Origin of the sequence: Actinomadura chibensis NBRC 106107 (assembly GCF_001552135.1) — a bacterium.
In the GTDB taxonomy this organism is placed as follows: Bacteria; Actinomycetota; Actinomycetes; order Streptosporangiales; family Streptosporangiaceae; genus Spirillospora; species Spirillospora chibensis.
This window is the reverse complement of the sequence record NZ_BCQP01000015.1, coordinates 55,110-81,997: the sequence shown is the minus strand read 5'-3', so window position 1 is coordinate 81,997 and position 26,888 is coordinate 55,110. Positions and strand designations below refer to the sequence as shown.

At 74.4% G+C, this 26,888-nt stretch carries 26 protein-coding genes and 3 tRNA genes; 9 read left to right on the top strand and 20 right to left on the bottom strand.

Annotated features, from left to right (window positions below; all coding sequences use genetic code 11):
• Positions 1–18: 18 nt before the first annotated feature.
• From ACH01S_RS08600 to ACH01S_RS08570, 7 genes are read right to left on the bottom strand one after another with little or no spacing between them, the layout of a single operon-like run.
• Positions 19–792 carry an ABC transporter permease gene (locus ACH01S_RS08600; RefSeq protein ID WP_067887516.1) on the bottom strand — a complete coding sequence of 258 codons (774 nt, stop codon included), beginning with the start codon at positions 790–792 and terminating at the stop codon, positions 19–21.
• Entirely contained in the window at positions 789–1,622 is an 834-nt protein-coding gene (locus ACH01S_RS08595) for an ABC transporter permease (RefSeq protein WP_067887513.1), read from the bottom strand. Before ACH01S_RS08595 ends, ACH01S_RS08600 begins: the two co-directional genes overlap by 4 nt.
• 4 nt (positions 1,623–1,626) lie before the next feature.
• Positions 1,627–2,604, bottom strand: a complete 978-nt coding sequence (locus ACH01S_RS08590; RefSeq protein ID WP_067887510.1) for an ABC transporter substrate-binding protein — start codon at positions 2,602–2,604, stop codon at positions 1,627–1,629.
• Positions 2,588–4,204: a bifunctional 3-(3-hydroxy-phenyl)propionate/3-hydroxycinnamic acid hydroxylase gene (locus ACH01S_RS08585; protein ID WP_067887507.1), complete on the bottom strand. Its 1,617-nt coding sequence runs from the start codon at positions 4,202–4,204 to the stop codon at positions 2,588–2,590. Before ACH01S_RS08585 ends, ACH01S_RS08590 begins: the two co-directional genes overlap by 17 nt.
• Positions 4,201–5,436: a VOC family protein gene (locus tag ACH01S_RS08580; RefSeq protein ID WP_067887504.1), complete on the bottom strand. Its 1,236-nt coding sequence runs from the start codon at positions 5,434–5,436 to the stop codon at positions 4,201–4,203. Before ACH01S_RS08580 ends, ACH01S_RS08585 begins: the two co-directional genes overlap by 4 nt.
• Complete coding sequence (locus tag ACH01S_RS08575; RefSeq protein WP_067887501.1) at positions 5,429–6,304, bottom strand: fumarylacetoacetate hydrolase family protein; 876 nt, start codon at positions 6,302–6,304, stop codon at positions 5,429–5,431. Before ACH01S_RS08575 ends, ACH01S_RS08580 begins: the two co-directional genes overlap by 8 nt.
• On the bottom strand, positions 6,301–6,837 hold the full coding sequence (locus tag ACH01S_RS08570; protein WP_067887499.1) for a carboxymuconolactone decarboxylase family protein: 537 nt from the start codon (positions 6,835–6,837) through the stop codon (positions 6,301–6,303). Before ACH01S_RS08570 ends, ACH01S_RS08575 begins: the two co-directional genes overlap by 4 nt.
• 99 nt (positions 6,838–6,936) lie before the next feature.
• On the opposite strand from ACH01S_RS08570, the gene ACH01S_RS08565 reads away from it, so the two are divergent.
• On the top strand, positions 6,937–8,397 hold the full coding sequence (locus ACH01S_RS08565) for a class I adenylate-forming enzyme family protein (protein ID WP_067887496.1): 1,461 nt from the start codon (positions 6,937–6,939) through the stop codon (positions 8,395–8,397).
• On the opposite strand, the gene ACH01S_RS08560 is transcribed toward ACH01S_RS08565, so the two are convergent.
• Both ACH01S_RS08560 and ACH01S_RS08555 read right to left on the bottom strand, forming a co-directional pair.
• Positions 8,378–9,073 carry a GntR family transcriptional regulator gene (locus ACH01S_RS08560; protein ID WP_067887494.1) on the bottom strand — a complete coding sequence of 232 codons (696 nt, stop codon included), beginning with the start codon at positions 9,071–9,073 and terminating at the stop codon, positions 8,378–8,380. The two genes, ACH01S_RS08565 and ACH01S_RS08560, sit on opposite strands and share 20 nt — an antisense overlap.
• A 45-nt stretch (positions 9,074–9,118) precedes the next feature.
• Positions 9,119–10,468: a cytochrome P450 gene (locus tag ACH01S_RS08555; protein ID WP_067887490.1), complete on the bottom strand. Its 1,350-nt coding sequence runs from the start codon at positions 10,466–10,468 to the stop codon at positions 9,119–9,121.
• Between the two features lie 112 nt (positions 10,469–10,580).
• Between ACH01S_RS08555 and ACH01S_RS08550 the strand changes: the two genes are divergently transcribed.
• Entirely contained in the window at positions 10,581–10,769 is a 189-nt protein-coding gene (locus ACH01S_RS08550; RefSeq protein ID WP_067887488.1) for a hypothetical protein, read from the top strand.
• Between the two features lie 3 nt (positions 10,770–10,772).
• On the opposite strand, the gene ACH01S_RS08545 is transcribed toward ACH01S_RS08550, so the two are convergent.
• Positions 10,773–10,964 (bottom strand): hypothetical protein, encoded by a 192-nt coding sequence (locus tag ACH01S_RS08545; protein WP_067887485.1) that lies wholly within the window; start codon positions 10,962–10,964, stop codon positions 10,773–10,775.
• 273 nt (positions 10,965–11,237) lie between these two features.
• Between ACH01S_RS08545 and ACH01S_RS08540 the strand changes: the two genes are divergently transcribed.
• Positions 11,238–12,035 (top strand): SDR family oxidoreductase, encoded by a 798-nt coding sequence (locus tag ACH01S_RS08540; RefSeq protein ID WP_067887794.1) that lies wholly within the window; start codon positions 11,238–11,240, stop codon positions 12,033–12,035.
• A gap of 90 nt (positions 12,036–12,125) precedes the next feature.
• Here ACH01S_RS08540 and ACH01S_RS08535 read toward each other — a convergent pair whose 3' ends face one another.
• The 6 genes from ACH01S_RS08535 to sfnG all read right to left on the bottom strand — a co-directional run bounded on the left by ACH01S_RS08535 (position 12,126) and on the right by sfnG (position 18,062).
• A complete protein-coding gene (locus ACH01S_RS08535) occupies positions 12,126–12,500 on the bottom strand; it encodes an SH3 domain-containing protein (protein WP_083980461.1) in 375 nt (124 codons plus the stop codon).
• A 155-nt stretch (positions 12,501–12,655) separates the two neighbouring features.
• Positions 12,656–13,810, bottom strand: coding sequence for an LLM class flavin-dependent oxidoreductase (locus tag ACH01S_RS08530; RefSeq protein ID WP_067887479.1), 1,155 nt, complete (start codon positions 13,808–13,810; stop codon positions 12,656–12,658).
• 24 nt (positions 13,811–13,834) lie between these two features.
• Positions 13,835–15,028 carry an SfnB family sulfur acquisition oxidoreductase gene (locus ACH01S_RS08525; protein ID WP_067887476.1) on the bottom strand — a complete coding sequence of 398 codons (1,194 nt, stop codon included), beginning with the start codon at positions 15,026–15,028 and terminating at the stop codon, positions 13,835–13,837.
• Positions 15,013–15,549: a flavin reductase family protein gene (locus ACH01S_RS08520; RefSeq protein ID WP_067887791.1), complete on the bottom strand. Its 537-nt coding sequence runs from the start codon at positions 15,547–15,549 to the stop codon at positions 15,013–15,015. Before ACH01S_RS08520 ends, ACH01S_RS08525 begins: the two co-directional genes overlap by 16 nt.
• Positions 15,550–15,646: 97 nt before the next feature.
• A complete protein-coding gene (locus ACH01S_RS08515; protein WP_067887472.1) occupies positions 15,647–16,885 on the bottom strand; it encodes an acyl-CoA dehydrogenase family protein in 1,239 nt (412 codons plus the stop codon).
• A 43-nt stretch (positions 16,886–16,928) separates the two neighbouring features.
• Positions 16,929–18,062 (bottom strand): dimethylsulfone monooxygenase SfnG, encoded by a 1,134-nt coding sequence (gene sfnG, locus ACH01S_RS08510; protein ID WP_067887467.1) that lies wholly within the window; start codon positions 18,060–18,062, stop codon positions 16,929–16,931.
• 69 nt (positions 18,063–18,131) lie between these two features.
• Here sfnG and ACH01S_RS08505 point away from each other — a divergent pair, with 69 nt between their 5' ends.
• A complete protein-coding gene (locus ACH01S_RS08505) occupies positions 18,132–19,067 on the top strand; it encodes a LysR family transcriptional regulator (protein ID WP_218010187.1) in 936 nt (311 codons plus the stop codon).
• 116 nt (positions 19,068–19,183) lie between these two features.
• Here the strand turns inward: ACH01S_RS08505 and ACH01S_RS08500 are convergent.
• The 3 genes from ACH01S_RS08500 to ACH01S_RS08490 all read right to left on the bottom strand — a co-directional run bounded on the left by ACH01S_RS08500 (position 19,184) and on the right by ACH01S_RS08490 (position 19,479).
• Positions 19,184–19,258, bottom strand: a tRNA-Val gene (locus ACH01S_RS08500).
• A 36-nt stretch (positions 19,259–19,294) separates the two neighbouring features.
• Positions 19,295–19,365 (bottom strand) — tRNA-Cys (locus tag ACH01S_RS08495).
• Positions 19,366–19,407: 42 nt separating this feature from the next.
• A tRNA-Gly gene (locus tag ACH01S_RS08490) sits at positions 19,408–19,479 on the bottom strand.
• Positions 19,480–19,595: 116 nt separating this feature from the next.
• Between ACH01S_RS08490 and ACH01S_RS08485 the strand changes: the two genes are divergently transcribed.
• From ACH01S_RS08485 to ACH01S_RS08465, 5 genes are all read left to right on the top strand, one after another.
• Entirely contained in the window at positions 19,596–20,300 is a 705-nt protein-coding gene (locus tag ACH01S_RS08485; RefSeq protein WP_067887462.1) for a helix-turn-helix domain-containing protein, read from the top strand.
• Entirely contained in the window at positions 20,297–21,295 is a 999-nt protein-coding gene (locus ACH01S_RS08480) for a chorismate-binding protein (protein ID WP_246237077.1), read from the top strand. Before ACH01S_RS08485 ends, ACH01S_RS08480 begins: the two co-directional genes overlap by 4 nt.
• Positions 21,267–22,103: an aminotransferase class IV gene (locus tag ACH01S_RS08475; RefSeq protein WP_067887456.1), complete on the top strand. Its 837-nt coding sequence runs from the start codon at positions 21,267–21,269 to the stop codon at positions 22,101–22,103. The genes ACH01S_RS08480 and ACH01S_RS08475 overlap by 29 nt, the downstream gene beginning before the upstream one ends.
• 106 nt (positions 22,104–22,209) lie before the next feature.
• Complete coding sequence (locus ACH01S_RS08470; protein WP_067887453.1) at positions 22,210–23,409, top strand: CehA/McbA family metallohydrolase; 1,200 nt, start codon at positions 22,210–22,212, stop codon at positions 23,407–23,409.
• Positions 23,406–26,105: a glycoside hydrolase family 38 N-terminal domain-containing protein gene (locus ACH01S_RS08465; RefSeq protein WP_067887788.1), complete on the top strand. Its 2,700-nt coding sequence runs from the start codon at positions 23,406–23,408 to the stop codon at positions 26,103–26,105. The genes ACH01S_RS08470 and ACH01S_RS08465 overlap by 4 nt, the downstream gene beginning before the upstream one ends.
• On the opposite strand, the gene ppgK is transcribed toward ACH01S_RS08465, so the two are convergent.
• Positions 26,095–26,862 carry a polyphosphate--glucose phosphotransferase gene (ppgK, locus tag ACH01S_RS08460; RefSeq protein WP_067887450.1) on the bottom strand — a complete coding sequence of 256 codons (768 nt, stop codon included), beginning with the start codon at positions 26,860–26,862 and terminating at the stop codon, positions 26,095–26,097. The two genes, ACH01S_RS08465 and ppgK, sit on opposite strands and share 11 nt — an antisense overlap.
• Positions 26,863–26,888 lie beyond the last annotated feature (26 nt).

The window sequence follows — 26,888 nt, the reverse complement described above, 5'->3', positions numbered from 1 at the left end:
CTCTCGGCTCTTGGCGGCTCAGCTCCTGGCGGCGGCCCTGGCCCCGGCGTACCAGCGCAGGGCCCGCCGCTGCGCGAGCGCGACGAGGACGTTGACGGCGATCCCGAGCAGGCCGAGCAGCAGCATCCCCGACCACATGTCCGGGATCGCGAAGCCCGAGGCCGAGTCGCGGGTGAAGTAGCCGACCCCGTCGGAGCCGCCGAAGTACTCGCTGACGATCATCACGATGAAGGCCAGCGCCACGCTGGTGCGCACGCCTACGCTGATCCGCGGAAGCGCGCCGGGCAGCACGATGCGGGTGACGCGCTCCCACCGGCTCAGCCGGTAGGACGCGGCGACGTCCAGCAGGACGGGCTCGGCCGCGCGGACGCCGTCGATGGTGTTCAGCAGCACCGGGAACACCGACACGAACGCGATCATCAGTACCTTGCCGGCCGAGCCCGTCCCGAACAGGACGAGGAACGTCACCACCACGACCGGGCCCGGGACGGAGCGCAGCAGGGTCAGCCACGGCTTGGCGGCGCGGTGCGCGAGGTCGCTCATGCCGAGCGCCACGCCCAGCGCGACCCCGACCGCGACGCTGAGCAGCAGCCCGGAGAACATGCGGGCGAGGCTCGGCACCACGTGCTCGGGGACGAGCGCGAACAGCCAGTTCTCCCTGAACCGCGCGAAGACCGCGCCGGGCGGCGGGAAGTACAGCGACTCGCCGCCCCGCGTCAGGTACCACCAGGCCGCGAGGACGGCCAGCGGCAGGGCCGCGTAGGCGGCCGTCCGTGCGAGCAGGCGCGTCATCGGGCTCCCTCCCGGTGGGCGGCGTGCCAGTGCAGGGCGCGCTTCTCCAGCAGGCCGAGCGCCTGGTCGATCAGGACGCCGAGCACCGCCGCGGCGAGGCCGGTGCCGAACAGGACGACGTAGCTCCCCGTCTGGTAGGCCGTGGACATCACCCCGCCGAGCCCCTTGCCGGTGCCGACCAGCTCCGTGGTGACCACGACGACGAGCGAGATGGTGGCGCTGATCCGCACGCCGGTGGCGATGAACGGCGCCGCGCTCGGCAGGACGCACCACCGCATCCGCTCGCGGCGGGTGAAGGCGTAGGCGCGGGTCATGTCGCGCAGGACGGGGTCGGTGTCGTGCACCCCGGCCACCGTCTGCAGCAGCACCGGCCACACGGCGCCCCCGGCGACGAGGACCACGACGGAGAGCCGTCCGGTGCCCGCCACGAGGATCACCAGCGGCAGGTACACGATCGACGGGATCGGGCGGAAGAACTCGACGACCGGGAACAGCAGCCGGTCGACCGCGCCGTTCAGCCCGGCGAGCATGCCGAGCGCGCACCCGACGAGGACGGAGACGGCGAACCCCGCCGTCCACGACAGCATCGTCGACCCGGCGGCGCTCCAGAACCCCGGCTTGAGGACCGACTCCCCGAGGTAGGCCGCGAGGTCGGCGGGGGAGGGCAGCGAGCCGGGCGTCGCCCCGGCCGCCGCCGCGAGCTGCCACCCGCCGAACAGCGCGGCCCCGAGCAGGGCCGGGGCGAGGACGGCGCGTCCGCGGCCGGGCCGCCGCGCGGCCCCGCCCCCGGCCCGGGCGGACCGGGCCGGGGCGAGCGTCGTGCCGGTCACCGGCTCAGCCCGCGTTCGGCGGGGCCGCGACGAGCTCCGCGTAGCCGATCGAGCCCTTGAGGTAGCCCGCCGCGCGCATGTCGTCGATGTTGCCGGTGACGGCCTTCTCGTCGAACGCCGCCTGCCACTTCATCTTCGGCTGCGCCTGCGCCGCCTTCAGCGGGATGTTCGCGGTCTTCGCGAACTCGGCGAGCGCCTCGTCGCGGTTCTCGTTGGCCCAGGCGTAGGCGCGGTCCAGCACCTTCATGAACGCGTCCGCCTTCGCGGCCTGCTTCTGCCGGAAGTCCTTCTTCGCGAAGTAGACCGGCACCGGCGTGCCCGCCCGCGACACCTTGCTGATGTAGGCGCCCCCGGCCGCGAGGAGCTGGTCGGTGAACGGCGCGACCGACACGGCGGCGTCGACGTCGCCCCGCTTCATGGCCTCGACCATCCCCGGGAACGGGACGGCGACCCAGGTGATGGCGTCGCCCTTGCCGCCCGCCTCGTTCGTCCGGCGGACGACCTGCGCCGCAGACGGGCCCTTCAGCTCGTTGCTCGCGACCTTGCGTCCGGCCAGGTCGGACACGCCGCGGATGCCGCTGCCCTTGCGCGCGACGACCGAGGCGAGCTGCTGGTCGCGCTGCTCGCCCTCGACGAGCTGGCCCGCCACGGCCTTGATCGGGACGCCCTTCGCGGCGTGCGTGATCACCGTGCCGAGGCCGGTCACCCCCACGTCGGCCTGCCCGTTCAGCACCAGCGGGATGGACGACTCGGGCCCGTACTCGACGGCCTTCACGTCGAATCCGGCCTCCTTGAACCAGCCCTTGGCGATCGCGATCCGCATCGGCGTCTCCCAGTAGGAGGGCCCGACCTCGACGCGGATGGTCGTGTCCTTCCCGGATCCGGAAGCGGAGCCGGAGTCGGACGAGCCGCACGCGGCGAGCGGCGCCGCGGCGAGGGCGGCGGCCGCGCAGACGGCCCAGGCGTTACGAATTGACGGCATCTTGCTGCTCCCGAGGATCCGGAGGGAGGGGCGGCACGGCAGTGTCCGTCCCGGTGGCGGCGAGGAAGTCGCCGAGGAGTCGCGGCACGTCCGCGAGGCGTGCGCCGGACCCGAAGACGTAGAAGTCGGGACGGACCAGGACCGCCGCCGCGCCCAGGCGGGCGAACCACCGCCCGTAGTCGCCGTCGACGTCGGCGAACAGGTGCGGCGCCCCGTCGGCGGGGCCGAGCCTGGCGACGGTCCCGCCGACGGCGGCCCAGCGCGCCCGCAGCGCGGCGGGCAGGTCCGGGGACGGCAGGCCCGGCGCGATGAGCAGGACGGGCCCGCGCGGGTCGGTCGCGGCGTCGAGGAGCGCCGTCCGCCCGGCGTGCCGGACGCGGGCCTGGAGGCCCAGCGTCCCGGCCGCCGGATCGCCGGATCGGAGCGTTCCACACCGCAGCGGCCAGCCGGCCTTGCCGGGCCTGACCTCGGCGCCGCGGCGCCGCATCCGCTCGTCCCGGCGGCGTGCCAGATCCGGGTCGGTCTCGCAGATGAGCCGTCCGGCGGCGACCGTCTCGGTGAGGATCTCGCGGACCTGCCCGTGCCGTTCGACCGTGTAGCCGGCGAGCAGGTCGGCGGTCGCGCCCCGGGCCAGCAGCGCCAGCCGCCACGCGAGGCCGGCGGCGTCGCGGATGCCGGAGTTGAAGCCCTGCCCGAGGAACGGCGGCATCTGGTGCGCGGCGTCGCCCGCGAGCACGCCGCGCCCCCGGTGCCAGCGCGGGGCGACGCGGGCGGCGAAGGAGTAGAGGGCGTGCCGCACCAGGTCCGCGTTGCCCGGGTGGACGCCCCACGGCTCCAGCAGCCGCCACGCGGTCTCGTCGGTGTCCATGGCGTCGGCGTCGTCGCCGGGCATCACCATGAACTCGAAGCGGCGGCGGCCGGGGCCGCCCGCGATGAGCGTGGTGGGCCGGGACGGGTCCAGGTGCTGCGCCGCGTAGGGCCTGACCACCGTGCCCGGACGCGGGTCCACGTCGACGACGAACCAGCGGCGCTGGAAGTCGTCGGCGTCGAGCGGCAGGCCGAGCAGGTCCCGGACCGTGCTGTTGGCGCCGTCGCAGCCGACGGCGTACGCGGCGTCGATCGCGAGCTCCCGGCCGTCCGGGACGAAGTCCATGCCGTCGTGCTCGCGGGCCGTCAGGCGCACGCCGTCCGGCCCCTGCTCGATGCCGCAGACCGAGTAGCCGCGCCGCACCTCGATGCCGGGCGTGCGGGACACGAGGTCCGCCAGCTCCGCTTCGAGCAGCGGCTGCGAGAACGCGTACATCTGCGCGTGCCCGGACTCGGACTCCTGCGCGAACGACGTCCGCAGCAGGACCTCCCCGGCGGCGTCCTGGAAGACGAACTCCTGCCCGTCCAGGCCCCACGGCTCCAGCAGGTCGGGGCGGTCGAACCCGGCGAGCCGCAGCGTCCGCAGCGACTCGTGGGCGAGGGCGACGGCGCGGGGCAGCGGATACGGCGCGCCCCACCGCTCGACCAGCACGCTCCCGACGCCGTACCGGGCGAGCAGCAGCGCCAGCGTCTGGCCGACCGGGCCGGCGCCGACGATCGCGACGGCGCTCATCCGAGCGGGCCCATGAAGGTCTGGTCGGCGTAGGTGTCGCTGAGCGGTTCCAGCGTCTCCGGCCACGGGCCGCAGACGTCCCGCCGCTGGTCGCGCGGGCGCGGGCGGCCGTCCCACCCGACGGTCTCCATGTAGTAGTAGAGCTGCACCAGGTGCCCGTCGGGCGCGGTGAAGTAGGCCGCGAGGTCGATGCCGCGGTGCAGGTCCGCCGGGAGGTCGTCGCGGCGCTCGAAGCCCCGCTCGGTGAGGAAGGCGACGGCGTCGCGGAGCTGCCGGTACGTCCCGACCTCCATGCCCATGGCCAGGTTCGACGTGTGCGGGCTGAGCCGCAGCCGCTCGCGCAGCGCCTTGTCCGCGAGCACCAGGCTGTGGTGCTCGGCGCCGTGGCGCAGGAACGCGACCCGGCGGCCGTCCACGGCGGCCGTCTCGGTGACGGCGAAGCCCATGACGCCGGTGTAGAAGGCGAGCATCCCGTCGAGGTCGGAGGTGAACATCGAGACCGGGCCGAGCTTCGTCACCTTGAACGGACGGGGCAGCAGCACGCCCTCGACGTCGTAGCGCTCGTCGAGGTGCGCCTCGTCCGGGCGCCATCCGGAGTCGACGTCGACGCCGCGCTCCCGCGCCTCGCGGACCTCGGCCGCCTCCGACATCTGCGGCAGCTCCGGTGCCCGGTCGAACGCGCGGTCGTGCATCGCCCGCGGCTTGGAGTTGCGGCCCCAGCCGATCTGCTCCATGCCGTAGTAGAGCTCCAGCGTGTTGCCGTCCGGGTCCAGGAAGTAGACGTGCCAGTTGCTGCCCGGCATGTCGCGGCCGACCCGCCCGATGCGGACGCCGCGCTCGCGCAGGTACCCGACCGCCTCCGCGACCTCCCGGAGCCCGCCGACCTGCCAGGTGATCTGGCTCAGCGTGTTGTCGGGGGCGTAGCGGTCGTTGCGGTTGAACGTCCCGAAGGTGCGGTGCGCGAGGAGCAGGGCGTGGTGGTCGGAGCCGTGCGTGGTGAAGTACATCCGCGGGTCGGTGACGACGGCCTCCGCCTTCGCCCGCGCCCCGGGCGGCACCGACTCGAACAGGTCGGCCTCGTCGGTGACCCGGAACCCGAGGACGTCGGTGAAGAAGCGCAGGGACTCGTCGAGCCGGTCGGTGTTGTAGCCGAAGTGGCCGAACCGGCGGATCTTGAACGGCCGGGGGAGCAGGATCCCGCCGACGTCGTACAGCCCGGACGGGTCAGGCATGGCGCGCCTCCTCGCGTGCCACGTAGGTCGGGCCCGCGGTGATCGCGTTGCGCATCACGCCCACGCCCTCCACCCAGGTCGTCAGCGTCTCGCCGGGCCCGAGGAACCGGCGGGGCCTGCGGAACGCGCCCACCCCGGCGGGCGTCCCCGTGAAGATCAGGTCGCCCGGCAGCAGCGGGCAGATGCCGGACAGGTAGGCGATCAGGTCCGGGACGGAGAAGATCAGGTTCTCCGTCCGGCCCTTCTGCATCACCACGCCGTCGATGGCGCAGCCGAGTTCCAGGTTGTCCGGGTCGGCGAACTCGTCGACGCTGACCACGGACGGCCCGACCGGACCGAAGCCGGGGAACGACTTGCCCATCGAGAACTGCGGGTGGTCGCCGGTGAGCTGGACGACCCGCTCCGAGATGTCCTGCCCGGCGGTCAGCCCGGCGACGTGGGACCAGGCGTCCGCGGCCGCGACGCGTTCGGCGCGGCGTCCCATCACCACCACCAGCTCGACCTCCCAGTCGACCTTGCGGCTGGGCAGCGGGACGTCCTCGAACGGCCCCGCGAGGCAGCTCGGGAACTTGGTGAAGATCAGCGGGACGGCGGTCGGGGACGCCCCCGCCTCCTCGACGTGGTCGCGGTAGTTCGCGCCGACGCCGAACACCTGCGTCGGCGCCGGGACGGGGTTGGTGAGCTCGCGCGGTTCGCAGTCCGCTGCCGCGCCCAGCTCGGCGTCGGCCGCCCAGGCGCGGAACTCGTCCCAGTTCCGGTAGGCGTCCATGGGGTCGGGGCCGAACCGTCCCGCGCTGGCCTCGGCGACGTCCACCGTGCCCGCGCCCGACATCAGGACCAGCCGCCCCCGCAGCGCCGCGACCCTCACGCGTCCTCCTTCTCGTCCAACGGGACCTCCAGGCCGTTCAGCAGCATCGCGAGGAGCGCGTAGTGGCCGACGAGCATCGGCAGCTCGACGAGCTGGGCCGTGTCGTAGTGCGCCCGCAGCCCCGACCAGGTCCCGGCGGTGAACCGGTCCGCGTCGAGCAGCTCGTCGACCGCGCGCAGCAGGGTCAGCTCCCGCTCGGCGAAGCCCGCGTCGCCGCCGTCCCGGGCCGCGGCGATCTCCGCGGCGGTGAGCCCGGCGCGGGCGCCGATGCGCTCGTGGTGCGCCAGCTCGTAGGGGACGCGGCGGCGGCCCGCCGTCCGCAGGATGACCAGCTCGCGCTCCCGGCGGGGGAGCGCGGACCGCCGCAGCAGCTTCATGCAGAACGGCAGCCAGGCCTCGAACAGCTCCTCGTTGCGCACGACCGTGCTGAAGAGGTTGGCCGCCGCCGGGCCGAGCACGGGTTCCAGCAGCTCGCGCTGGCGTGCCGTGCGCGCGTGGGGCGGTAGCGGCCCGACCCTCGCCACGTCGGTCATGTGCGCTCCTCGCTATGGTGACATGATCGATGATCCAGATATCATCGATTATTATTGGAATCACCGATCGCCCGCAAGAGCTGTGACGGGAGTTTCTCGATGGACCTGACATGCCCGGCCGAGTGGCTTCCACGCTGGACGCGGCTGCGGCCCGCGGCTCCCGCGCTCACCTGGGACGGCGGCTCCTGGACGTGGGCCGACCTGGCCGAACGCGTCGACCGCGCCTGCCGCGCGCTCGAATCCCGCGGCGTCGGGCGCGGCCGGCGCGTCGGCGTCTCGGTGTCGAACCGGCCGGAGATGGTCGTCGCCTTCCTCGCGGTCACCCGGCTCGGCGGGGTGTTCGTCCCGCTCAACCCCCGGCTGAGCGCCGCCGAGGTGGCCGTCGTCGTGGACGACTGCGCGCCGTGCCTGCTCGTCGGCGAGGCGGGCGGCCTCGACGCGCTGCCGTCCGGCGTGCCGGTCGCGGCGGTCGAGGACCTCCTCGCCGGCGGCCCGGCCGCGCCGATCTCCGCCGTCCTACCGGGACCGGAGGACACGATCGCCCTGCTCTACACGTCCGGCACCACCGGGCGGCCCAAGGGCGCGGTGCTGACCCACCGCGCGTTCGCCGCGACCGCGGAGAACTCCCGCCGCGCGCTGGACCTCACGCCGGACGACCGGCACCTGATCGTGTCGCCGCTGAGCTTCACCGGCGGCGTCCTCACGAGCCTGCAGCCCGCGCTGGCCACCGGCGGGCAGGTGCTCGTCGAGCGCGGCTTCGACGCGGGGCGGGTGCTGCATGTCCTGCGGACGGAGCGGCCCACGGTCTTCATGGCGGTCCCGGCGATGCTGGCCCTGCTCGCCCGGCACCCCGGCTTCTCCCCGGACGCGCTGAGCAGCCTCCGCTACCTCGGCTCGGGGTCGGCGCCCGTCCCGCCCGCGCTCTTCGAGACCTACCGGCGCGCGGGCGTCGAGATCGGCCACGCCTACGGGCTGACGGAGGGCGGGGGCCTCGGCGCGGTGCTCCGCCCGGCCGAGGCGGCGGCGCACCCGGGGTCGGCGGGACGGCCGTGCGCCCTGGTCGAGCTGCGGATCGCGGACGAGCGCGGCGTCCCACGCCCCGCCGGGACCGTCGGCGAGATCCAGCAGCGGGGCCCGAGCGTCATGACCGAGTACTGGGGACGCCCGGACGACACGCGCGAGGCGCTGCTCCCCGGCGGCTGGCTCCGCACCGGCGACCTCGGGCGGATCGACGGGGACGGCTACCTCACCGTCGTCGGCCGTTCCAAGGACGTCATCCTGAGCGGCGGCATCAACGTCTACCCGGCCGAGGTGGAGGCGGTCATCGCGCGGCATCCCGACGTGGTCGAGGCGGCCGTGGCGGGCGTCCCCCACGAGGTGTTCGGCGAGACCGTGGCCGCGTTCGTGGTGGCGCGCCCGGGCCGCGCCCCGTTCCCGGACGAGCTCCGCGACTTCTGCTCCGGCGCGCTCGCCGACTACAAGATCCCGAAGGTGTTCCACTGGCCGGACGTGCTGCCGCGGACGGCGTCCGGCAAGATCGTCAGGACCGCTCTGCGCTGACCTCGCCGTCGCCCGCGCGCCCGCCGAGCAGCGCCTGGCGGGTGTGGTCGATATGGCGGGCGAGCAGGTCGGCGCACGCCTCGACGTCCCGCTCCAGCGCCAGCCGGGTCAGCTCGCGGTGCTCCCAGGCGATGTCCCGGCCGCTCTGGTCGACGACCGGGCTCCACATCCGGTACAGCTCGGCGTTGTCGCGCAGCTCCCGGGCGATCATCAGCAGGCGCCCGTTGCGGCAGCCCGCCAGGAGGGCGTGGTGGAACGCCGCGTGCACCGGGATGAACTCGCGGTTCACCCCGCGTCCGGAGGGCGCGCGGATCGGGGTGCGCTCCAGGACGTGGTGCGCGGCGAGCAGGTCGGCCTCCCACTGCGTCCCGCCGTTGGCGAGCGACTCCCGCAGCACGAGCACCTCGATGTGGATGCGCGCGTCGGTGAGGTCCTGCAGGTCGTCGCCCGACAGCTCGCGGACGCGGAACCCGCGCAGCGCGACCGACTCCAGCAGCCCCTCGGCCGCCAGCCGCGAGAACGCCTCCCGGACGACCGAGAGGCTGACCTGGAACTCCTGCTGGAAGGGGGCGAGCCGGAGCCATTGCCCGGGCCGGTAGTGCGCGGCGAGGAGATCCTGCCTGACCCGGGCGTAGACGTCATGGACCCGCGTCGACTTTCCGGTCTGCTCACCCACGCGACGAGCATAGCCAGCCGATCGGCCGAAACCGCATCCGGAGCGTCACCGGGGGCGGGCGTCGAAGCCCAGCCGGAACGGGCTCAGCGTGCGCGGCAGCGGCCGGTCGCGGGAAAGGCGCAGCCCGGCGTCCTGCCGCAGGTCGAAGTCGCGGAGCGGGACGGCGAGGAAATGACTCGCCGAGAGCAGCGCCAGGTGCCGTCCAGGGCATTTCCCCGGGCCATCGCTGAACGGCACGACCGCCCGGTCGCGCTCGGCCGTCCCGTCCAGCCAGACGCCGGGCTCGAAGAAGTCGGCATAGGGGAGGTTCTCCTCGTCCCGCTGGAGGAACGGCGTGTGGATCAGGAAGCCGGTCCCGGTGGGCAGCGTCCGGCCCGCCCATTCGGTCGGACGGGTGCTGTCGCGCAGGATCGTCATCGTCGTGGGCCACAGGCGCAGCGATTCCAGGACGCACGCCCGCAGGAACGGCATGTCGGCCTCGCCCGCCTCGGCCTCGCGCCTGGCCCGCTCGGCGTGCTCGGGGTGGGCCGCCAGCAGCGCGAGCGTCCGGAAGGCCGCCAGGGCGGTGGACTCGTAGGCGAACAGCCACTGCGGCACCTGGTCCGCCGGTTCGGTGGCCTCGGACGCGGGGACGCCCGCCATCAGCCCGGCCAGGCTCCCCGGCTCGGGGTCGTCGAGGTAGCGGCTCAGGCGCCGGAAGAACTCCCGCCGCGTCCGCCTGCGCCTCGGATGCGCGAAGGCCCAGTTCGCGTCCATCCGCAGCGTGGTGAGCAGGTCGCTCACCTCGGAGTCGTCGCGGGCGGCGTCGCCGAGGACGACCCGCCGCGCCATCCGCCACCACGCCATCCGGAAGTCCGCCCAGTCCAGGCGCCCGGCCAGCGCGACGGCGCCGGCCAGCCCGGCGGCCTCCTCGCGGATCTTGGGGACGAGCGCGCCCGCGTGCGGGTGCACCGGCTCGCCGGTGCCGAGCACCTCCTCGTTGAACCGGCGGCGGTCGGCGCGCTCCGCGCCGCGGGAGACCAGCACGCCGTGCGGCTGGAAGTGGCCGAGGGCGGCGCGCTTCTCCTTCGTCGCGAGCGCGAACGGCTCCGGCGACCCGGTGAGCAGCCGCTCGACGTCGCGCGGCGACAGGACCAGGGCGAACGAGCGTCCCGGCAGAGCCAGCAGCAGCGGCCCGGGCCCGTACCGCCCGCGCAGGCGCCGCAGCAGCCGTCCGGCCCGGCGGTCGGCCCGCAGCGCCTCGGCCAGCGCCACGACCCGCGGGCGCCGCGCGAGGACGCCCCGCGCGACGGCCGGGACGAGGACCGTCCCGGCGATCCGGAGCGTGTCGGAGACCGTCGCCCGGTTCGGCGGCGCCTCGTCGGCCCGCGGTTTCGTCTGGACGGTCGGCACCATCGGCTCCCTTCGCGTCAGCGGTGTTGCTAACCGTCCACCGCCGCCGCAAACCAACCGCCGCGCACTGCGCGGCCGCGCGTTATGCCCGTGATCTGCCGGGTAGTGCCCGGCCATGGCCGACCGCAAGAACGACCAGGACAAGCCGCTCGCCGACCGGCGGGCCGAGCAGGGCGCGCCGCAGGAGACCGACGCGGACTTCGCCGACGAGCACACGCCGAGCCCCACCGACCCGGCGGTCGCCGAGGCGGACGCGCCGGGCGGCGAGGACGACGGCTACAGCCCGCAGACCGAGGTCCCCTGACCGCTAGTCGGGGTGCGGCGGACGCTGGTCGGGCGGCGTCCCGCCGCCTTCGCCGCCTCCCTTGCCCCCCTTGTCGGTGCCGTGCGCGTGGCCCTTGGAGCGGGTCGACTTCGGATCGGTGGCCTCCGGCGCGGGCTCGTCGGTGACGGAGGTCCGCTCCGAGCGCCGGATCTCGGGCTGCTGCGGGTTCGGCATGCTGCTCGCCTCCTGGTTCTCCCGTCGGATGAGGCACGGACACTGCGAGCCCTTCCCCGCGTGTCGATGTGAAACGGACGCGCGGCCCCGCATTTCTTTTCGTTCCGGAGTTACGGCTCCCCGGAGAAGGGAAGGGCCGGACGGACCACCCGCGAGGCCGGAACGGGAACGCTCCCGTCCGGCGGGGGCGGAACGGGAACGGACCAAGCGAGGTGACGAATCGTGGGCAGCCCTCCGGGCCAGAGCCAGTCCTATCCGGGCGAGACGGGGAAGATGGACCCGCGTCCGCGCGACGAGATGCGCGGCTACGAGGGCCGGGGCCTGCTGGCGGGGCGGCGGGCGCTGATCACCGGCGGCGACTCCGGCATCGGCCGCGCGGTGGCGGTCGCCTTCGCCAAGGAGGGCGCCGACGTCGCGATCACCTACCTGGAGGAGGACGCCGACGCGCGGCACACCGCCGGACTGGTCGAGAAGGAGGGCCGCCGCTGCCTGACGTTCGGCGGCGACCTCGCCGACGAGCGCCACACCCGCGAGGTCGTCGGACGCGCGGCCGAGGGGCTCGGCGGCCTGGACGTGCTGGTCCTGCACCACGGCACCCAGGAGCCCGTCGACGACGTCCGCGAGATCGGCACCGAGCAGCTCGACCGCACGTTCCGGGTGAACGTCCACAGCCTCTTCTGGACGGTCCAGGAGGCCCTCGGGCACCTCCCGGACGACGGGGCGATCGTCATCACCGGGTCGATCAACGGGCTGCGCGGCAACAAGACCCTGATCGACTACTCGGCCAGCAAGGCGGCCGCGATGACGTTCGCGCAGTGCCTGGCCCAGTCCCTGATGGAGCGCGGGATCCGGGTCAACACCGTGTCGCCGGGCCCGGTGTGGACGCCGCTCATCCCGGCGACGTTCGACGAGGACCGCGTCGAGGGCTTCGGCGAGCAGGCCCCCATGGGGCGCCCGGCGGACCCGGACGAGATCGCGCCGTCCTACGTCTTCTTCGCCAGCGGGCGGCTGTCGTCCTACTACACCGGGCAGAACCTCGTCCCGGCCGGAGGAGAGATCCATCCCGGCTGAGCGGTCCGTGCGGCCGCGGGGCGCGGTCGGACCCCGCGGCCGTCGGCGACGGCGATCCGGGCCCGCGGCGGGCGCCGGATCACGGCCGGGTCAGCAGTGCGGGACGTGGCCCTTGATGATCTTGATGTAGCGGCCCGAGACCCACTCGGGCGTGCTGATGCCGAGCCGGTACCAGGTGCGCGTGTTGCCGACCTTCTGGCCGCGCGTCCAGCACTTGATGTCCACGACCTGGCCCGGCCTCAGGTGGCCGAGGACAGCCGAGTGCGTGGTCGGCTTCGCCCGGATCGCCAGGCGGTGGCGGCTGATCACCCGGCCCTTCGCGTAGGCGTCGACGGCCCCGCCGACCGGGCCGGCCGCCAGACCGGACGGGGCCGGCGGAGGCGACGCGAGCGCGACGGGCGCGGTGACGCCCGCCCCGACGACACCGGCCAGCAGGACGGTGGCGATCTTGTACTGCGGTTGCATGAGATCTCTCCCCGAGTGCATTCCGACGTTACGACTCCCCACCTGCCCCTCTGCGGCGAGAGATAACTCTAAGTAGCGAACCGATCACACTCCATTGAAGGTCGGCGGCCGCCGGAACCGCGGGGATCGAAGGGCCGCCCCCTCGGCTGAGTCGCTCAGGAGGCGAAGGGGACGGCCGCCGGGGCCGTCCCGGACGGGTCGCCGGCGGGGTGCGTCCAGAGTCCGCGGTCGCGCAGGACCGGCAGGACGCCCTCGCCGAACCAGTACGCCTCCTCCAGGTGCGGGTAGCCGGAGAGGACGAACTCGTCCAGTCCGAGCGCGGCGTACTCGGCGACGCGGTCGGCGACCTCCTCGTGGCTGCCGACCAGGGCCGTCCCGGCGCCGCCGCGGACGAGGCCGACGCCCGCCCACAGGTTCGGCGCGACCTCCAGCTCGCGCAGTCCCTTCGCGGAGCCGCCGTGCAGGTCGAGCATCCGGCGCTGGCCCTCCGACTCGCTGCGGCGCAGGCCCGCCTGGACCTGCTCGATCGCCTCGTCCGATATCCCGGACAGCAGCCGCCCGGCCTGCGCCCACGCCTCGTCGGCGGTGTCGCGGGCGATGACGTGCAGGCGGACGCCGAACCGGATCCGGCGGCCCCGCTCGGCGGCGAGTCCCCGGATCCAGGCGATCTTGTCGGCGACGGCGGCGGGCGGCTCGCCCCAGGTGAGGTAGACGTCGGCGTGCCGGGCCGCGACCCGCCCGGCCTCGGGGGAGGAGCCGCCGAAGTAGACCGGCGGGACGGGGTCGGGGACGCGGCCGAGCCGGGCGCCCTCGACCCGGACGTGCGTCCCGTGGAAGTCGACCTTCTCGCCCCGCCACAGCGACCGGACGACGTGCAGGAACTCGTCCGTGCGCGCGTACCGCGCGGCCTTGTCGAGGAAGTCGCCGTAGGCGCGCTGCTCGTGCGACTCGCCGCCGGTGACCACGTTCAGCAGCAGCCGCCCGCCCGAGTGCCACTGGTAGGTGGCGGCCATCTGCGCGGCCAGCGTCGGGCTGAGCAGCCCGGGCCGGAACGCCACGAGGAACTTCAGCCGCTCCGACGCCTCCACCAGCGGCGCGGTGGTCAGCCAGGCGTCCTCGCACCACGCCCCGGTCGGGGTCAGCGCGCCGACGAAGCCGACCTCCTCGGCCGCGCGCGCCACCTGCCCGAGATAGCCGAGGGTCGCCGGGCGCTCGCCCCGCGCGGCGCCCGCCCGCGCGCCGGATCCCCCGCCGGCGATGTAGCGGCCGTCGCCGTAGGTGGGCAGGAACCAGTGGAAGGTCAGGGTCACTGGGGATCTCCCTCGTCGTGATTCTCAGATGACGCCGTGGCGGGGCGGGGGCGTGCCGTTGAGGACGTGCCGGCCGATGTGCTGGACCTTCCAGCGGACGGGATCGTGCAGCGTGTGCGTGCGGGCGTTGCGCCAGTGCCGGTGGAGGTTGAGCTCGTCCAGGGCGGAGCGGGTGCCGGACACCTCGAACAGCGCGTTGGTCAGCTCGACCGCGGCGCGGTCCGCGTACGCCTTGGCGGCGGCGACCGCGATGGAGGCCCCCGCCGCGTTCGCGTCGGTGAGGTCGTGCCTGGCGTGCTCGACCGCGCGTCCGGCCTCGGCGAGCAGCGCGCGGGCGGCGCGTTCGGTGACGGCCAGCTCCCCGAACCGCTGGACGAGCAGGGGGTCGCCGCCGGGCGTGTCGGCGCCGCTCTCGAACCAGGGACGGCTCTCGGCGTTCACGAACTCCACCGCCTCGCGCAGCGCGCCCGAGGCGATGCCCACGTCGATCGCCGCGTGCAGCAGCTGCGCCGTGGACCCGTGCACCTGCGGACCGGTGAACGTCAGGTGGTGCGGCACCACGTGGTCGGCGGGGACGCGCACGTCCCGGAGGCGCACGGTGCCGCTGGCGGTGGTGCGCTGGCCCATGCCGTTCCAGTCGTCCACCACCTCCAGGCCGTCGGCGGTCCGGGGGACGTAGGCGACGTGCAGGCGGTCCTCGCCGTCCACGTCGAGCTGCGCCAGGACGGGGACCCAGTGCGCGAACAGGGCCCCGGTGCTGTAGTACTTGGTGCCGGTCAGCACGAACTCGCCGGGCCCGGCCGGGACGAGCCGGGTCGTGTACTCCTGGACGTGCCTGGTCCCCCGCTCGGACTGCGCGTTGCCGAACCGCTTGCCCGCCAGCGCCTCGGCGAAGAAGAACTTCTGCTGCTCGGGCGTCCCCTGCTGCGCCAGGACGCGCAGGTACACGACATGGCTCTGGGGGATCTGCGCGATGTTGGGGTCGCCCGCGGCCAGCGTCCGGAACACCTCGGCCAGCGTGTCGGCCCGCACGTCCGCCCCGCCGTACGGGGCCGGGACGGTGATCGCCAGGAGCCCGCTCGCCGACAGCCGCTCCAGCTCGGCCTCCGGGAGGACGCGGTGCGCGTCGCGCTCGGCCGCGCGCTCGGCGAACTCCGCCGCCAGTCCGGCCGCCGTCTCCAGCGCCTCCTCGTCGTCGCGGATCACTGCGGCGTCCACGGTCGCCCCCTCCCGTCGGTCCGCTCGCGGCGCGTACGCGCCGGGACGGCGGCCAGGTCGCGGAACGCGCCACCGTGGTAGACCAGCGGCGGCACGCCGGCTTGGGCGTCGAGGGCGTGGACGCGGAAGACGACGATGTCGTGGTCGCCGGAGCGGAACTGCCGCTCGATGGAGCAGTCGTACCAGGCGGCCGCGCCGTCGATGTGCACGCATCCGTCCGGGGTGGAACGCCAGTCGATCCCGGCGAACCGGTCCGCCGCGCGGGAGCCGAGCCGCCGTCCGACGCCTCCCTGGTGGGAGGCCAGCACGCTGATCCCGATCCGGGGGAGCGCGCGCAGCAGCGGCCAGGTCGTCGAGGTGTGCGCGACGCACACCGACACCAGCGGGGGATCGAGGGACACCGGGACGAACGAGCTCGCGGCGAGGCCGGCGGGGCTGCCGCCGACGAGGCCCGCGACCACCGTCACGCCGGTGGGGTACGCGCCGTAGACACGGCGCAGGTCGACGCCGACCGCCGTCATGTCGATCACTCCTTCGACCGGAGAGGACGGGCAGGGAAGGGGAGGGCGAGGGAAGGTCCGGCCGCGGGGACGGCGGCCGGACCGGCCGGTGCGGGGGTCAGCGGTAGAGCGAGAACTCGGGCGCGCGCCGGTTCAGGGTCCAGTCGCCGACCTCGCGCGCCTTGTAGGCGACGGGGTCGTGGACGGTGTGGGTGCGGAGGTTGCGCCAGTGCCGGTCGAAGCCGTAGGCGGCGGTGGTGGCGCGGGCGCCCTGGATCTCGAACAGCCGGGAGGCCGCCGACAGCGCGACCTTGGTGGACAGGTACTTGGCCTCGTAGACGGCGACGGCCGCCTCGGCGCGCTGCTCCTCGGTGAGCTCGGGGCCGGTGTCCAGGCCCGCCTGCAGGGCGTCGCCCGCGCGGTCGGCGAGCAGGGCGGCGGCGCGGACCTCGCTGCGGACCTCCCCGACGGTCTGCAGGATGTAGGGGTCGTCGGTGGCGCTGTCCACGCCCGAGGTCTCCCATGGGGCGGCGTGCAGGCGGGTCCAGTCGAGCGCCTCGTCGAGGGCGCCCTCGGCCGTCCCGACGTAGAAGTTGACGAAGGCGAGCTGCCAGTGCGGCGTCACCAGCGTCTGGTAGGGGGTGATGGTCCGGCCGGTGAGCGGGTCGGGGCCGAGGACCTCCGAGCGCTCGACGCGCGCGTCCTCGAACACGACGCCGCCGGAGTCGGTGAGGCGCTGGCCGATGTTGTCCCAGTCGCCGAGGGCCCGGAAGCCCTCGCGCCCGGCGGGCAGGGCGAGGAAGACGAGCTCTCCCCGGTAGGCGGCGGTGACCGACAGGTAGTCGCCGAGGCTCGCGCCGGAGGCGAACGAGCGGCGCCCGTTCAGCCGGAACCCGTCGCCGTCGTCGGTCAGGACGAGGTCCGAGCCGCCGCGCGGGTTCTGCACCCCGCCCCAGAACAGCTTCTGCTCGGCGTTGCGCCGCGACAGCTCGGCGGCCTGCTCGGGAGTGCCGAACAGGGGCGCGACCCGGGTCTGCGCGAAGTGGTAGCCGATGAGGTGGGCGATGGAGGTGTCGCCGCGCGCGACGCGGCGGGTGATCTGGACGGTCTGCGCGTAGTTCAGGCCGTCGCCGCCGTACTCGACGGGCTCCTGCACCTGGAGCAGGTCGTGGCGGCGCAGCAGCTCGACCTCCGCGCGCGGGGTCCGGCCCGCGCGGTCCCGCTCGGCGGCGGTGGCGCGCAGTTCGGCGGCGGCGGTGTCGGCGCGCCGCAGCGCGGCGGCGAACCGCTCGTCACCGGCGGCCCCCTGCTGGGTCTCGGTCCGCTGGGTCTCGGTCTGCTGGGTTTCGACGGACATGCCGAGGATCTCCTTCGGGATGGACGGACGAGGATCACGCGGCTCAGGAACCCGCCCGCGCCGCCGGGACGCCGGGCTCGTCGGCCTCCAGCTCCCGGACGAGGGGCAGCACCCGCTTGCCGAAGTACTCGACCTCCTCCAGGTAGTGCAGGAAGCCGAGCAGGAACAGGTCGACGCCGAGCCGCTTGTAGGCGACGATCCGCTCGGCGATCTGCTCGGGCGTCCCGATCAGCCCGGTGCGGAAGCCGTCGTTGTACTGGACGAGGTCGGTGAACTCCGAGTCCTGCCACATGCCCTTGCCGTCGGCGGTGGACCGCCCGGCCTGCGTGACCGCGGCCCCGAAGCCCGCGACGGCCTCCCGGTCGGCCTTGGCGACGATCTCGCGCAGCACCTCGCGGGCCTCGGCCTCGGAGTCGCGGGCGATCAGGAAGGCGTTGAGGCCGAACCGGACGCCCCGGTCGTGCCGGGCGGCCTCCCCGCGCACGTCGCGGATCTGCTCGGTGACGCCGGCGAAGTCGTTGCCGTTGCTGAAGTACCAGTCGGACACGCGACCGGCCATCCGGCGGGCGGCGGTGGAGTTGCCGCCCTGGAAGATCTCCGGGTGCGGGCGGCCGGGTCCGGCGAGCGGCTTGGGCCGCAGGTCGAAGTCGTGCAGCCGGTAGAAGTCGCCGCGGAACTCGGCGTGCTCGGACGTCCAGATCTCGCGCAGCACGCGGATGAACTCCTCGCTGCGCCGGTACCGCTCGTCGTGCTCCAGCCACGGCTCGCCGAGCTTGGTGAACTCGTCCTTGAACCAGCCGCTGACGACGTTGACGGCGGCGCGCCCGCCCGACAGCTGGTCCGCGGTGGCGACGAACTTGGCGAGCACGCCGGGATGCCACAGCCCGGGGTGGATCGCGGCGATCACCTTCAGCCGCCGCGTGGCGAGCAGCAGGGCCAGGCTGAACCCGGTGGACTCGTGCTGGTAGGCGGCGCCGTAGGAGGCGATGTAGCGGACCTGGCTGAGCGCGTAGTCGAACCCGTTGTCCTCGGCGAGGACGGCCAGCTCGCGGTTGTAGTCGTAGCTCCAGTCGGTGCGCTGCTCGATCTTGCTCACCACCAGGCCGCCGCTGACGTTCGGCACCCAGTAGGCGAACCTCACCGGCTCCGGACGTTTCTCGATATTTCCTACAGGCATAGTTAGGATTGTGAATGTCGGCCCGTCCCAGGTCAATGTGGTGTTCCTGACGGGGTGATAGGCAGGACCTTGCAGGCGCTCGGGGGGGACATGCGGATCGAGCAGTTGGAATGCGTCGCGGCCGTCACCCGCCTGGGCTCGATGCGCCGCGCCAGCGAGGCGCTGCACATGTCGCAGCCGGCGCTCAGCCAGACCATCGGCAACCTGGAGCGCGAGCTCGGCGTCACGCTGCTCGAACGGCACCGCTCGGGCGCCCGGCTCAGCTCGGGCGGGCGCGAGCTGCTGCCCGGGATCATGGAGGTCCTGGACGCCGTGCACCGGCTGCGCGCGGCGGCCGACGACAGGCACCGGTCCCGGCGCAGCATCCGCATCGGCACCGTGCACGCCGCCACCGTCCCGCTCGTGCTGCCCGTGATCAGCGGCTTCCGCGCGGGGCGTCCCGAGACGCAGGTCGAGCTGATCACCGCCCGGCAGGCCGACATCCAGGAGGCGCTGCGCGGGGGCGGGCTGGACCTCGGCCTGATCAACGTCATCGACGGCGACGACCCGCCCCCGGACCTCGCCACGGTCGAGCTGCTGCGCGGCCGCGCCGCGGTCTGCTGCCGCGCCGACAGCCCGCTGGCCCGGCTGCGCGAGGTCCCGCTGGCGCGGTTCCTCGCCGAGCCGTTCGTCGCGATGCGCGCGGGCTATCTGATGCACCGCTACGTGCACCGCATCCTGGACGGCCGCGAACCGGCCATCGCCTACTCCGTGGACGGCGCCGAAATGGGCAAGGTGATGGTCGCCCAGGGCCTGGGCGTCACCCTGCTGCCCGATTACAGCGTCTCCGGGGACCCCCTCGAACGGAGCGGCGTCATCACGCACCGCCCGCTGGCGGCCGAGGGCCCGGACGTCCTCCTCGTCGCCCAGTACTCCCGCACCCGCCAGCCGCCCGCCCAGGTCGGCCGCCTCCTCCGCCTGCTCAAGGCCCAGGCGGCGCGCCTCCCGCACGACACGGAGAATTAGTGTGCGTCACAGGATGAACCCACTCGGTGAAATCCCCAGGCGAGTCGCCGGTAATCATCCAGGCGATACCCGCCGGGACCGACGACGCGAACAGGCCATCGGCCTGCGCTGATGTGTGGTGGGCGATACTGGGATTGAACCAGTGGCCTCTACCGTGTCAAGGTAGCGCTCTCCCACTGAGCTAATCGCCCGGGTCCGTGCCTCCGGGGGGGGAGGCGACGGGGTCGAGGTGGAGACGGGATTTGAACCCGTGTACACGGCTTTGCAGGCCGTTGCCTCGCCTCTCGGCCACTCCACCAGAAGGAGACCTTCTGGGTCATAGCCTGAAAGGGCCCCTCAGAGCGGAAGACGGGATTTGAACCCGCGACCCTCACCTTGGCAAGGTGATGCTCTACCCCTGAGCCACTTCCGCTTGCGCCTCTCGGCGACGGGGAAAACCTTAGCGCGTCCCGGGCGGTTCCCCAAACCGGATATCGCCGCGGGACGCTTCGACGGCGGTCAAAGCATGGGTCGCCTAGGGTCGGAGGCATGGGTACGGACCATGCCGTGAGCGCCGACTTCGCGCCGGTCGCGGCGCTGCTGGCGGACCGGGCGCGGGCCGCGATGCTGACCGCGCTCCTCGACGAGCGCCCGCTCGCGGCGGGCGAACTCGCGCGGGCGGCGGGGGTCAGCGCGCAGACGGCGAGCGCGCATCTGGCGAAGCTGCTCGACGGGGGGCTCGTCACGGTCGTCCCGCAGGGGCGGCACCGCTACTACCGGCTGAGCGGCGCCGAGGTCGCGCGGGTGATCGAGGCGCTGTCGCACATCAGCCCGCGGGTCGAGGTGCGGAGCCTGCGGCAGTCGCGCGACGCCCGCCGGCTGCACGAGGCGCGCACCTGCTACGACCACCTGGCCGGCGAGGCGGGCGTGGCGCTGTTCGCGGCGCTGCGCGACGGCGGGCTCCTCGAGCCCGGCGACGGGGAGACGTTCGAGGTGACCGGGAAGGGCGAGGAGCGCTTCGGGGCGCTCGGCCTGGACCTCGCGGCCGTGCGGCGCGCGCGCCGCCGGTTCGCCTGGCAGTGCCTCGACTGGACCGAGCGCCGCCCGCACCTCAACGGCGCGCTCGGCGCCGCGCTCACCGGGCGGATGATCGAGCTCGGCTGGTTCGAGCGCGGCACGACGCCCCGCGCGCTGACGGTCACCGACACGGGCCTGAACGGCCTCGCCGACTCGTTCGGGTGCGTGCTGGCGTGAACTTCGCCTACGCGGACGGCGTGCTGGCGACGGGCCTGCGCGACGTGACCAGCGACCTGTCCGCGCTGGACTCGCGGGGCTGGTGGGCGGTCGTCGTGACGTATGAGGGCAAGGTCACGTGCGCCCGCTTCGACGACGTCCGGCGGGCCGAGCACCCGGACGGCGCGTGGACGGCCCCGGGCGAGTGGACCAGCTCCCTGGACGAGCCCCGGTACCTCGCGGGCGTCGAGAAGATCCGGGACGCCATCGCGGACGGCGTCGTCTACCAGGCCAACCTGTGCCGCGTCATGTCCGCGGAGATGGCGCCGGACGCGGACATGGCGGGCCTAGGCGCGAGGCTCGCGCGGGGGAATCCGGCGCCCTACGCGATGACGCTCAGGACGCCCGGTCTGGAGATCGCCTGCGCGTCGCCCGAGCTGTACCTGTCGAAGAACGGGCGAACGGTCGAGTCGCGTCCGATCAAGGGGACCGGGAAGACGGCCGGCGACCTGCTGCCGAAGGACCGCGCCGAGAACGTCATGATCGTCGACCTCGTCCGGAACGACCTCGGACGGGTCGCCGAGGTCGGCACGGTCGAGGTCCCCGACCTGTGCGCGGTGGAGGAGCATCCGGGGCTCGTGCACCTGGTGTCGACCGTCCGGGCGCGGCAGGCGGCGGGGACGGGCTGGCCCGAGCTGATCGCGGCGACGTTCCCGCCGGGGTCGGTGACGGGGGCCCCGAAGTCGAGCGCGCTGAAGCTGCTGGAAGAGCTCGAACCCGTTCCGCGAGGGCCGTACTGTGGGGCCGTCGGCTGGGTGGACGCGGACTCCCGGCGCGGCGCCCTCGCGGTGGGGATCCGCAGCTTCTGGGCGGAGGGCGGGCTGCTCCGGTTCGGCACCGGCGCGGGGATCACGTGGGAGTCCGATCCGCGACGCGAGTGGCGCGAGACCGAGCTGAAGGCGGCTCGGCTATTGGAGGTGGCTTCCGGTGACGGAGCGGGCCAGGATCTGGCTTAACGGGGAACTCGTCGACCCTGACCGCGCGGTGGTGTCGGTGTTCGACCACGGCGTGCTGGTCGGCGACGGGGTCTTCGAGACGGTGAAGGCGGCGGACGGCGCGCCGTTCGCGCTGACCCGGCACCTCCGGCGGCTGGCCCGGTCCGCGGCGGGCCTCGGCCTGCCCGAGCCCGACCAGGACGCCCTCGCCCACGGCGTGCTTGAGGTCCTCGCCGCCGCGCCGAAGTGGCCGCTGGCGCGGGTCCGCATCACCTACACGAGCGGGCCCGGCCCGCTCGGCTCCGCGCGCGGCGACGCGGGCCCGACGGCGTCGATCATCGTCGGCCCGCAGGACCCGTTCCCCGCGACGGCGGACGTGACGGTCGTGCCGTGGCCGCGCAACGAGCGGGGCGCGCTCGCCGGGCTGAAGACGACGTCCTACGCGGAGAACGCGCTGGCGCTCGCCTACGCCAAGGAGCGCGGCGGCGGCGAGGCGATCTTCGGCAACACGGCCGGGAACCTCTGCGAGGGGACGGGCAGCAACATCTTCGTGGTGCTCGGCGGGCGGCTCGTCACGCCGCCGCCGGCGTCCGGGTGCCTGGCCGGGGTGACGCGGGCGCTGACGCTGGAATGGTGCGGCGGCGAGGAGGAGGACGTCGCGCTCGACGACCTGTACCGCGCGGAGGAGGCGTTCCTGACGTCCACGACGCGGGACGTCCAGCCGATCCGGGCCGTGGACGGAGCGGTCCTCCCGGCCGCGCCCGGCCCGGTGACGGCGAAGGCGATGGAGGCGTTCGCCGCCCGCTCCGCCGAACTGATGGACCCCTGACCGGGGCCGGGAACTCGACTCCGCCCCGCCGTCCCCGGAGGCTTTACGTGATCGGATTCTTCGGTCACGTTATGTGGTGACGCTCGGAGAAGGACGGGGGACGTGAATGACGACGGTGCACCGAGGACGCTGGACCGTGGAGGACCGCCTGGAGCGCGGGCTCCGCGAACTGCCGTTCGACGTCCCGGCCGGGACGGCGTCCATCACGGTCGAGCTCTCCTTCGAGGGAGGCGTCATCGACCTGGGCTGCGGCGGACCGGACGGGTTCCGCGGCTGGTCCGGTGGAGCGCGCACCCGGTTCACGATCGGCCCGGAATGGGCGACGCCCGGATACCTGCCGGGTGAACCGGAGCCCGGCACGTGGCACGTCTGGCTCGGCCTCCACCGGATCTTGCCGGACGGCGTCCCCTACGAGGTCACGGTCACCACGTCGACGTCCCCCGAGCGGCGGCCCGAGGAGACCCCGCCGCCCGCGCCGGAACGTCCGCCCGGCCGCGACCTGCCCGCCCCGAGCGGCATGCGCTGGCTCGCGGGCGACCTGCACTCGCACACCGTCCACAGCGACGGGACGCTGACCGTCCACGAGCTGGCGTGCCTCGCCGCGTCGCGCGGGCTGGACTTCCTCGCCGTGACCGACCACAACACCGTCAGCCACCACCCCGTGCTGCCCGCCGCCGGGTCCCACGCCGGGATCCACCTGGTGCCCGGCCAGGAGGTCACGACCGACCTCGGGCACGCCAACGTGTTCGGCGACACCGGCTGGGTCGACTTCCGGCGGCCGAGCGCCGACTGGGCGGCGTTCGCCGAGGCGCGCGGCGGGGTGATGTCGATCAACCACCCGCTGTCCGGGGACTGCGCGTGGCGGCGCCCGCTGCCCGCCGCCGCCCGGCCCCGGTTCGCCGAGATCTGGCACTCGTCCTGGTGGGACCGCCGCTGGGGCGCGCCGCTCGCCTGGGCGCAGGTGTGGCGGCCGGACGGGATCGTCCCGCTCGGCGGCAGCGACTTCCACGACCCGGCGCAGCACAAGACGCTCGGCGACCCGCTCACCTGGGTCCTCGCCGAGGACGGGGACGTGCTCGGCGCGCTCGCCGCCGGCCGCACGTCGGTGTCGGCCGGGCCGGACGCGCCCGTCCTGCTCCGCGTCGACGACGAGCTGATCGCGGTCGGCGCGGACGGCACCGTCCTGGTCCGGCCGGACGGGCGGCGCGTCGCGGTGCGCGGCGACCGCGTCCGGGTCGCGGCGGACGGACCGGGCATGCACCGCCTGGAGACCTACGAGAACGAGGTGATCGCGCTGTGCGGATGACCCCCGGCGCGGAGATCGTCGTCGTCCCGCACACGCACTGGGACCGCGAGTGGTACCTGCCGTTCCAGCGGTTCCGGCTGCGGCTCGTGTCGCTGCTCGACGGCGTCCTCGACCGGATGGAGGCCGACCCGCGCTGGCGCTTCACCCTCGACGGGCAGACGGCCGCCGTGGACGACTACCTGGAGATCCGGCCCGAGCGGCGGGAGCGGGTGGCGGCGCTGGTGCGGGAGGGGCGGCTCGCCGTCGGGCCGTGGCGGATCCTGCACGACGAGTTCCTCTGCTCGGGGGAGAACATCGTCCGGAACCTGGAGGCCGGCACGCGCCGCGCCGAGGAGCTGGGCGGCGCGATGATGGTCGGCTACCTGCCCGACCAGTTCGGGCACTGCGCGCAGACGCCGCAGATCCTGCGGCTGGCGGGGATCGAGCACGCGTGCGTGTGGCGCGGCGTCCCGGACCGGGTCCGCTCGCACGCGTTCGCCTGGGAGGCCCCGGACGGGACGGCCGTCCGCACCCAGTACCTCCCCGAAGGCGGCTACGGCAACGCCGCGTCCATGTTCGAGGAGGCGGGCGGCGGCGCGTCGCTGCTGCCGGGGCGCGCCGCCGGGTTCGCGGCGGCGATGGGCCGCTGGTACCCGCGCGGCGGCCCGCTGCTCGCCATGTACGGCGCCGACCACACCGCCCCCGCCGCCGACCTCGCCGACCGCGTCGCGGACGCCGGGACGGGCATGCGCCTCGACACGCTCGCCGGGTACTTCGCGGGGGCGGACCCGTCCGTCGACGGGCTGCTCCGCGTCCGGGGCGAGCTGCGCTCGCACGCCCGCGCGAACATCCTGCCCGGCGTCCTGTCCGCCAGGATCCGGCTGAAGCAGCTGATGGGACGGGCGGAGCGGCGCGTCGAGCGGTACGCCGAGCCGCTGACCGCGCTCTGGTACGCGGGCGACGCGCGCCGGTTCCTCGACCTCGCCTGGCGGCGGCTGGTCGAGGCGAGCTGCCACGACTCCGTCACCGGCTGCGGCAGCGACGAGACCGCCGAGCAGGTCGCCGCGCACATGGCGGAGGCCGAGCAGCTCGGACGGGCCGTCTGCGACCTCGTCACCGCCGAGCTGGCCGCGTCCGCGCCGCTCGGCGCGCACGTGGTGTTCAACCCGTCCCCGGCGCCCCGGACGGGCCTGGTCGTCGTGGACGTCCCCGGCGATGGGCCGCTGGTGACCGGCGACGGGGAGCCGGTGCCCGCGCAGACGCTTGAGGCCGCGCCCACCGTGCTGGACGACGCCGTCCACCCGGCGTCAGCGCTGCCGATCGTGCTGGAACGCGTGTACGGGCGGGTGCTGTTCGGGCAGGAGGTGCGCGACTGGTCGGTGTCCCACGACGACCGGACGCTGACCTTCCACGTGACGTCCCGCGCCGACACGCCGTTCGACATCGGCGACGTGCGCGCGGCCCTGCGCGGCGCCGAGGGGGAGTGGCGCGTCCGCATCCTGGCCGACCCGAGGCGGACGGTCGCCGCGCTGGTCGGCGTGCCCGCGCTGGGGCTGGCCACGGTGCGTCCCGGCGGGCCGTCCGCCGCCGTCTTGGACGCCCCGGTCACGGCGGAGGGAGGCGTCCTGGACAACGGGCTCCTGCGCGCCGAGATCCGCGCGGACGGCACGCTCGGGCTGGCGGCCCCGTCCGGCTGGGCGGCCGAGGGCCTCGGACGCGTCGTGGACGGCGGCGACCTCGGCGACACCTACAACCACGCGCCGCCCGCCGCCGACCGGCTCGTCTCCGATCCGCTGAGCGTCCGCGTCGAACCTGTCTGGACGGGCCCGCTGGTCGCCGCCTACGACATCGTCCGGACGTACCGGTGGCCCGCCTCCGGCGACCTCGACCGCGACGCCAGGTCAGAGGCGGAGGAGGACGTGACGGTCACCACGCGGGCGGAGCTGCGGGCGGGCGAGCCGTTCCTGCGGCTGTCGGTCGCGTTCGACAACCGCTGCGCCGACCATCGCGTCCGGCTGCACCTGCCGCTGCCGGGCCTCGCGGAGTCGTCGTTCGCCGAGGGGCAGTTCGCGATCACCGAGCGGGGGCTGACGGCGGAGGGCGGGTTCGGGGAGCGCCCGGTGCCGACGTTCCCCGCGTCCGGGTTCGTCGCGGCGGGCGGGCTCGCCGTCCTGCTGGAGCACGTCACCGAGTACGAGGTCACCGGCGGCGGGCGGGAGCTGGCGCTGACCCTGCTCCGCTCGGTCGGCCACCTGTCGCGTGACCGCAACGCCTACCGCGACCAGCCCGCCGGGCCGCAGCTCCCCACCCCGGCCGCCCAGTGCCGGGGCGAGCGCGCGGTCTCCTTCGCCGTCATGCCCTGCGGCGGGCGTCCGGGGCCGGACGTCCTGCGGGCCGCCGAGGAGTTCCGCCACGACCTGCTCGCGGCCGCCGGGTACGGGCCCGCCGACGCGTCCGCGCCGCCGTCCCGGGAGGGGCTCGCGATCACCGGCGACGGCGTCGTCATGACCTCGCTGCGCCCCCGCGACGGGTGGATCGAGGCCCGGCTCACCGCCCAGCGGGACGAGCCGGTCACCGCCGTCCTGCGCGGCGCGTTCACCCAGGCCGTCCGGGTCGATCTGCGCGGGCGGCCCCTCCTGCCGCTGGACGTCCGCGACGGGACGGCCGCGCTGGCGCTCCGCCCGTGGGAGATCGCGACCGTCCGGCTCAGGCGCTGACCCGACCGGCGGGATGCGCCGCGGCGGCGGCCATCGCCGCGCCGACGATGCCCGCGTTGTTCACCAGCCGCGCCGGGACGATCTCCGCCCGCACCCCCTTGATCAGCGGGACGAACCGCTCCGCCTTCCGGCTCACCCCGCCGCCCAGGATGAACAGCGACGGGGAGATCAGCGCCTCCAGCGTGCTCAAATACACGCTCAGCCGCTTGGCCCACTTCTCCCAGCCGAGGCCCTCGTCCTCGCGGGCCTTCGCGGACGCGCGGTGCTCCGCGTCCCGCCCGTCGATCTGGATGTGCCCGAACTCGGTGTTCGGGACGAGGACGCCCTCGGTGAACACCGCGCTGCCGATGCCCGTCCCGAGCGTGAGGACGGCGACGGTGCCGCCGCGGCCGCGTCCGGCGCCGAGCCGCATCTCCGCGATCCCGGCCGCGTCCGCGTCGTTGAGGACGGTCGCCGGGCACCCGGCGGCGTCCGCGATCAGGGCGGCGGCGTCCACCCCGATCCAGCGCTTGGACACGTTCGCCGCCGACAGCGCCACCCCGTCGATCACCACGCCCGGATAGGTGACGCCGACCGGCCCCTCCCAGCCGAAGTGCTTCACGATCTCGGCGACGACCCGGGCGACCGCCTCCGGCCTGGACGGATGCGGCGTCGCCGCGCGGAACCGGTCCCGGGTGAACGAGCCGTCCGACAGGTCGACGGGAGCCCCCTTGATCCCGGACCCGCCGATGTCGATCCCCAGCATCTCGCTTGCCATGACTCCACTCTGCCCCGTGGGCGCGG